Genomic DNA, 4214 nt, shown 5'->3' with positions numbered 1-4214 from the left:
CCGCGCTGTGGGTTGCGGGCCCGGCTCAAAGTGATTTTGACGGCCTCAGGCGACGGGATGACCACCCAGCTCCTTCCTTTGCATCAAGCGAATGCCGCTACCGCCTCCACTGCCTGCCGCGTCTCTCTTACATTGTGTGCGCGGAACACCGCCGCCCCCGCCTTTGCCGCTATTGCCGTTGCCGCCAGGGTTCCGGCCAAGCGGTCGTGGGCTTGTACGTCCAGCGTCTCGCCGATCAGGTCCTTGTTCGACAGGGCCACCAGGACCGGCCAGCCCGTCTCTACCAGGCGGTTGAAGTTCCTGAGCAGCTCCAGGCCGTGGCGGGTGCTCTTGCCGAAGTCGAACGTCGGGTCCACCAGGACCCCTTCGCGGGGCACCCCCGCCGCCACCGTTCGTGCGGCCGCCGTTGTCAGTTCGGCGATCACGTCTGCGACGACGTCCTCGTAACTCGGCCAAAACGGGCGCTCTGCGGTTGGCCTCGGGTACGGGTCCGTGCGGACCGGCATGCCCCCGACGTGCGAACACACGTAGCCCGCTCCGAACTCCGCGGCCACCTCGACCAGCTTGGGGTCGGCGCCCGCCCATGTGTCGTTGAGCAGGTGCGCGCCCGCTTCGCAGACCTGGCGTCCTACCTCGTGGCGCCACGTGTCGACGCTGATCACCAACTCCGGGTGGCGGCGGTGGACCTCGGCCACGAACGGGACCACCCTCCGGCTCTCCTCGTCGACGTCGACCTCCGGGCCCTCGCCCGCCTTGACGCCGCCGATGTCGACGATGTCGGCGCCCGCCGCCACCGCTCGGTCCACCGCTTCGATGGCCGCCGTGTCGGCGAAGGTTGCTCCCTTGTCGTAGAACGAGTCGGGGGTCCGGTTGACGATGGCCATGACCAACGCCCGGTCGCCGGGCATGCGGCGGCCGCGGAAGACCATCTCCGGCCGGTTTGACGTCATGGTCACCACCCTGCCAGGTCACGGCTGGGTCCGGAACGCCGCCGGTGGGGCCCCGCGGCGGCTATTCTCGGGCGCGCGAACCGAGCAGGGGGGAAACGAAATGAGCGAGGAACCGGCCCGCAGCGACGCCGAACTGATGATCGCCGAGGCCAAGAAGGCGCTGTGGGCGATGGTCGCCCTGCTGGCGGTCATGTGGCTCGTGCAGATCGTCAACGCCGTCGAAGGCTACGACCTGAGCCGCGAGTTCGGCATCGAGCCGCGGGACCCGGGGTCGCTGCCGGACATCCTGACCTCGCCGTTCATGCACGCCAGCTGGATGCACATCGAGGCCAACTCGGGGCCGCTGTTCGTGTTCGGGTTCCTCGCCGCCTACCGCGGGGTGAAGAAGTGGCTCGGCGTGAGCGTGCTGATCATCGTCGCCAGCGGGCTGGGCGTCTGGTTCATCACGCCGTCGCACACGGTCACGGTCGGCGCCAGCGGCCTGCTGTTCGGCTATTTCGGCTACATCATCGTGCGCGGGCTGTTCGACCGGCACCCGATCGACATCGTGATCGGGCTCGTGATGGCGTTGTGCTTCGCCTACACGTTCGTCTCCCTGCTGCCCACCGACGAGGGGGTCAGCTGGCAGGGTCACCTGTTCGGGTTCCTCGGCGGCATCGTCGGCGGCTGGATCTTCCGCGACCGGCGGCCGAAGGTGGTCGCCGCGCCGGACGCGGCGACCACCCTGCTCCCGAAGGACTTCAGCTAGGCGGTTCGAGCTCCGCCTCGACGTCGATCCGGACGTACCGGCCGATCACCGCGCGCGGCACCCGCAGGCCGAGCGGGGCCCGGTCCAGCGTCCCGGTGGCGCGGACGCGGGTGGCGGTGACCGGCTCGACGGCCAGCGTGAGCGGGCACGACGTCCCGCGCAGCCGCAGCTCGCCGGTCACTTGCCAGCCGCTGTCCTGCCTGCGGACGCCGGTGGCCGTGAACGTCATGTCCGGCTGAGCGGCGCTGTCGAGCAGGTTCGGCTTGCGCAGGTCGAGGTCACGACGCTCGTTCCGCGTGTCGAGCGCGCCCAGGTCCAGCTCGACGTGGACCGCGGTCACGGCGCCGTCGCGCACCTCGACGCGGCCGGTGCGGACCGGGATCGTGCCGTGCACCCGGTTGAAGCCGAAGTTGCGGACCTCGAAGGCCGCCGTCGTCCGTCCACTGCGGACGGTCCAGGTCCCGGCGCGCAGCGCGGGCGCGGTGTGCGGGCTCATCGCGCACCCGCCGGGGCCGGCAGGGCCGCGTGCCGCACGCGGTGCAGGTCGACCCGGTCCGGGCCGGGCAGCAACGCCGGGTCTTCGCCGACCAGCAGTTCGGTGGCCATGATCGCCTCCTGGACGGCTTCGATCGTCGCCACGGAGGCACCGAACCCCACGACGACCAGGGACCGGTCTTCGGCGATGAGGGTGTAACTCGCGCCGACGCCCTCGAGATCCCGCACGGCGGGCCAGATGCGCTCGCGGCCCGCGCGCAGCTCGGCGGCCGACTGCTCGGCGCCCCGCGGCCCGTCGAACCAGGTGAGCTGGGCGTAGGAGGCCGCGTCCGACGCCCAGTGCGCGTCGGTGACCCGGTAGACGCCGGTGTCGAGCCAGGTGGTCCCGGCGGGCCGCCGGGCCGCGGCCTCGCCCGCCGCCGCGGCGTCGGGCCAGAAGGTGACGACGGCGCCGGCCGGGCCGCCGAGCTGGGTGAGCGTGGCGGCGCCGAGGGCGCCCTCGGCCAGGTCGTGCGTCCCCAGCGGACTCCGGTACTGGTGGATGGTCGCGTGCATGAGGCGCTCCTTTTCGCTGGTCACCGCGTTGGGAGTCACTTTCGGCCGCGAGCGCCGTCCGGACATCAGTGCCAGTACGGAGACCACCGCGCAAACCGGGCACGGAGGGGATACTGCTCGGGTGACGCGCAGCGAACCTTTCGTCGGGCGCGCCGGTGCCGTGGCCGACCTGCGCACGTGGCTCGCGGCGGCGGACGGCGGCACCGGCGCGCTGGTGCTCGTCGGCGGGCCGGCCGGCATCGGCAAGACGCGGCTGGCCGAGACGGTCACCGGCCCGGCCGCGGTCTGGGGCCGGTGCGTCGACGACCCGGGCGCCCCGCCGCTGTGGCCGTGGCGGCGGGTGCTGCAGGTGCTGCCGATGGCGGGCGCGGAGGTCTCGCGAGCCCTGGCCGACCTCGACGACCGCGACGGCGCCGACCTGGTCGCGGCCCGGTTCCGGTTCGTCGCGCTGGCCGCCGATGCGCTGGTCGCGGCGGCTGCGCCGGACGGGCTCGTCGTCGTCCTCGAAGACGTCCACTGGGCCGACGAGGCCTCCCTGCGGCTGCTGCGGCACCTGGCCGGGGAAATCCGCCGGTCCCGGCTCGCCGTGATCGCGACCTACCGGGACACCGACGCGGCCGGCCCGCTGTTCGAGGCTCTGCCGGAGCTGCTGAGCCGGCCGGGGACGGAAAGCCTGCGCCTCGCACCGCTGACCGAACCCGACGTCCGCGCCTACCTCGCCGAGGTCGGCCGGGCCGGCGTCGACGCCGTCGACGCGCTGCGGCGCTCGGGCGGGAACCCGCTCTACCTCAAGGCGGTGGCCCGGTCCGCGGCGACCGGCGGCGGTGAGGCCGAGTTGCGGCACCTCGTCCGGACCACGGTCGCCGGGCTCGACACGGCGACGCGGGAGCTGCTGGCGATCGCCTCGGTGCTCGGCGAGGAGGTCGACGCGCACGTCGTCGCCGAAGTCGCCGGGCAGCCGGACGACGACGTCGTCGCGGCGCTGGACCACGCGGTGCGCGCCGGGGTCCTGCGGCCCGCCGTCGCCGGCTCGCGGCGGTTCGCCCACGCCGTCGTGCGCGACGGGATCTACGCCGACCTCGACCAGGGCGTCCGCGAGCAGCTGCACGCCCGGACGGCGGCCGCGCTGGAGCACCGGGCCGAGCCGGGCGTGGTGGCCGGGCATTGGTTCCGCGCCGCGGCGACCCCGGACGCCCTCGCCCGGGCCGCGGACTGGGCCGAAGCGGCGGCCCGCGACGCCACCCGTTCGCTGGCGTTCACCGAAGCCGCCCGGTTCCTGGCCCTCGCGCTCGACTGCCGGCGCCGCGCGGGCAGCCGTGACGGGCTTGCCGAGCTGCTCGTCGAGCTGGCGACGGCGGAGTACCGGGCGGGCCGGTTCGCGGGCAGCCTCGGCCACGCGCGCGAGGCCGCGGAGCTGACGTCGGATCCGGCGCTCGCCGCCGCCGCGGCGCTCGTCGTCCGGGACA

5 protein-coding genes are annotated in these 4214 nt (G+C 73.7%); 2 read left to right on the top strand and 3 right to left on the bottom strand.

Going from position 1 to position 4214, the window contains the following annotated elements:
- Window positions 1-83 precede the first annotated feature (83 nt).
- On the bottom strand, window positions 84-950 hold the full coding sequence (folP, locus tag ACWEVN_RS46820; protein WP_449687253.1) for a dihydropteroate synthase: 867 nt from the start codon (window positions 948-950) through the stop codon (window positions 84-86).
- A 100-nt stretch (window positions 951-1050) separates the two neighbouring features.
- On the opposite strand from folP, the gene ACWEVN_RS46815 reads away from it, so the two are divergent.
- Window positions 1051-1698: a rhomboid family intramembrane serine protease gene (locus ACWEVN_RS46815; RefSeq protein WP_452055578.1), complete on the top strand. Its 648-nt coding sequence runs from the start codon at window positions 1051-1053 to the stop codon at window positions 1696-1698.
- On the opposite strand, the gene ACWEVN_RS46810 is transcribed toward ACWEVN_RS46815, so the two are convergent.
- Together ACWEVN_RS46810 and ACWEVN_RS46805 are read right to left on the bottom strand one after the other, a co-directional pair.
- Window positions 1691-2194, bottom strand: coding sequence for a YceI family protein (locus ACWEVN_RS46810; RefSeq protein WP_452055577.1), 504 nt, complete (start codon window positions 2192-2194; stop codon window positions 1691-1693). The genes ACWEVN_RS46815 and ACWEVN_RS46810 overlap by 8 nt on opposite strands.
- A complete protein-coding gene (locus ACWEVN_RS46805; protein WP_452055576.1) occupies window positions 2191-2748 on the bottom strand; it encodes a hypothetical protein in 558 nt (185 codons plus the stop codon). Before ACWEVN_RS46805 ends, ACWEVN_RS46810 begins: the two co-directional genes overlap by 4 nt.
- 121 nt (window positions 2749-2869) lie before the next feature.
- On the opposite strand from ACWEVN_RS46805, the gene ACWEVN_RS46800 reads away from it, so the two are divergent.
- On the top strand, window positions 2870-4214 hold a 1345-nt coding region (locus ACWEVN_RS46800; RefSeq protein WP_452055575.1), incomplete at its 3' end, for an ATP-binding protein.

The sequence above is a fragment of the Amycolatopsis sp. NPDC003861 genome (genome assembly GCF_053605405.1).
Note: the sequence above shows the minus strand (reverse complement) of the source record. Positions and strands in the feature narration are given on the sequence as shown.

Bases quoted from the DNA above. Each gene is read 5' to 3' on its own strand.
- folP (WP_449687253.1), bottom strand. From the start codon at position 950: ATGACGTCAAACCGGCCGGAGATGGTCTTCCGCGGCCGCCGCATGCCC.
- ACWEVN_RS46815 (WP_452055578.1), top strand. From the start codon at position 1,051: ATGAGCGAGGAACCGGCCCGCAGCGACGCCGAACTGATGATCGCCGAG.
- ACWEVN_RS46810 (WP_452055577.1), bottom strand. From the start codon at position 2,194: ATGAGCCCGCACACCGCGCCCGCGCTGCGCGCCGGGACCTGGACCGTC.
- ACWEVN_RS46805 (WP_452055576.1), bottom strand. From the start codon at position 2,748: ATGCACGCGACCATCCACCAGTACCGGAGTCCGCTGGGGACGCACGAC.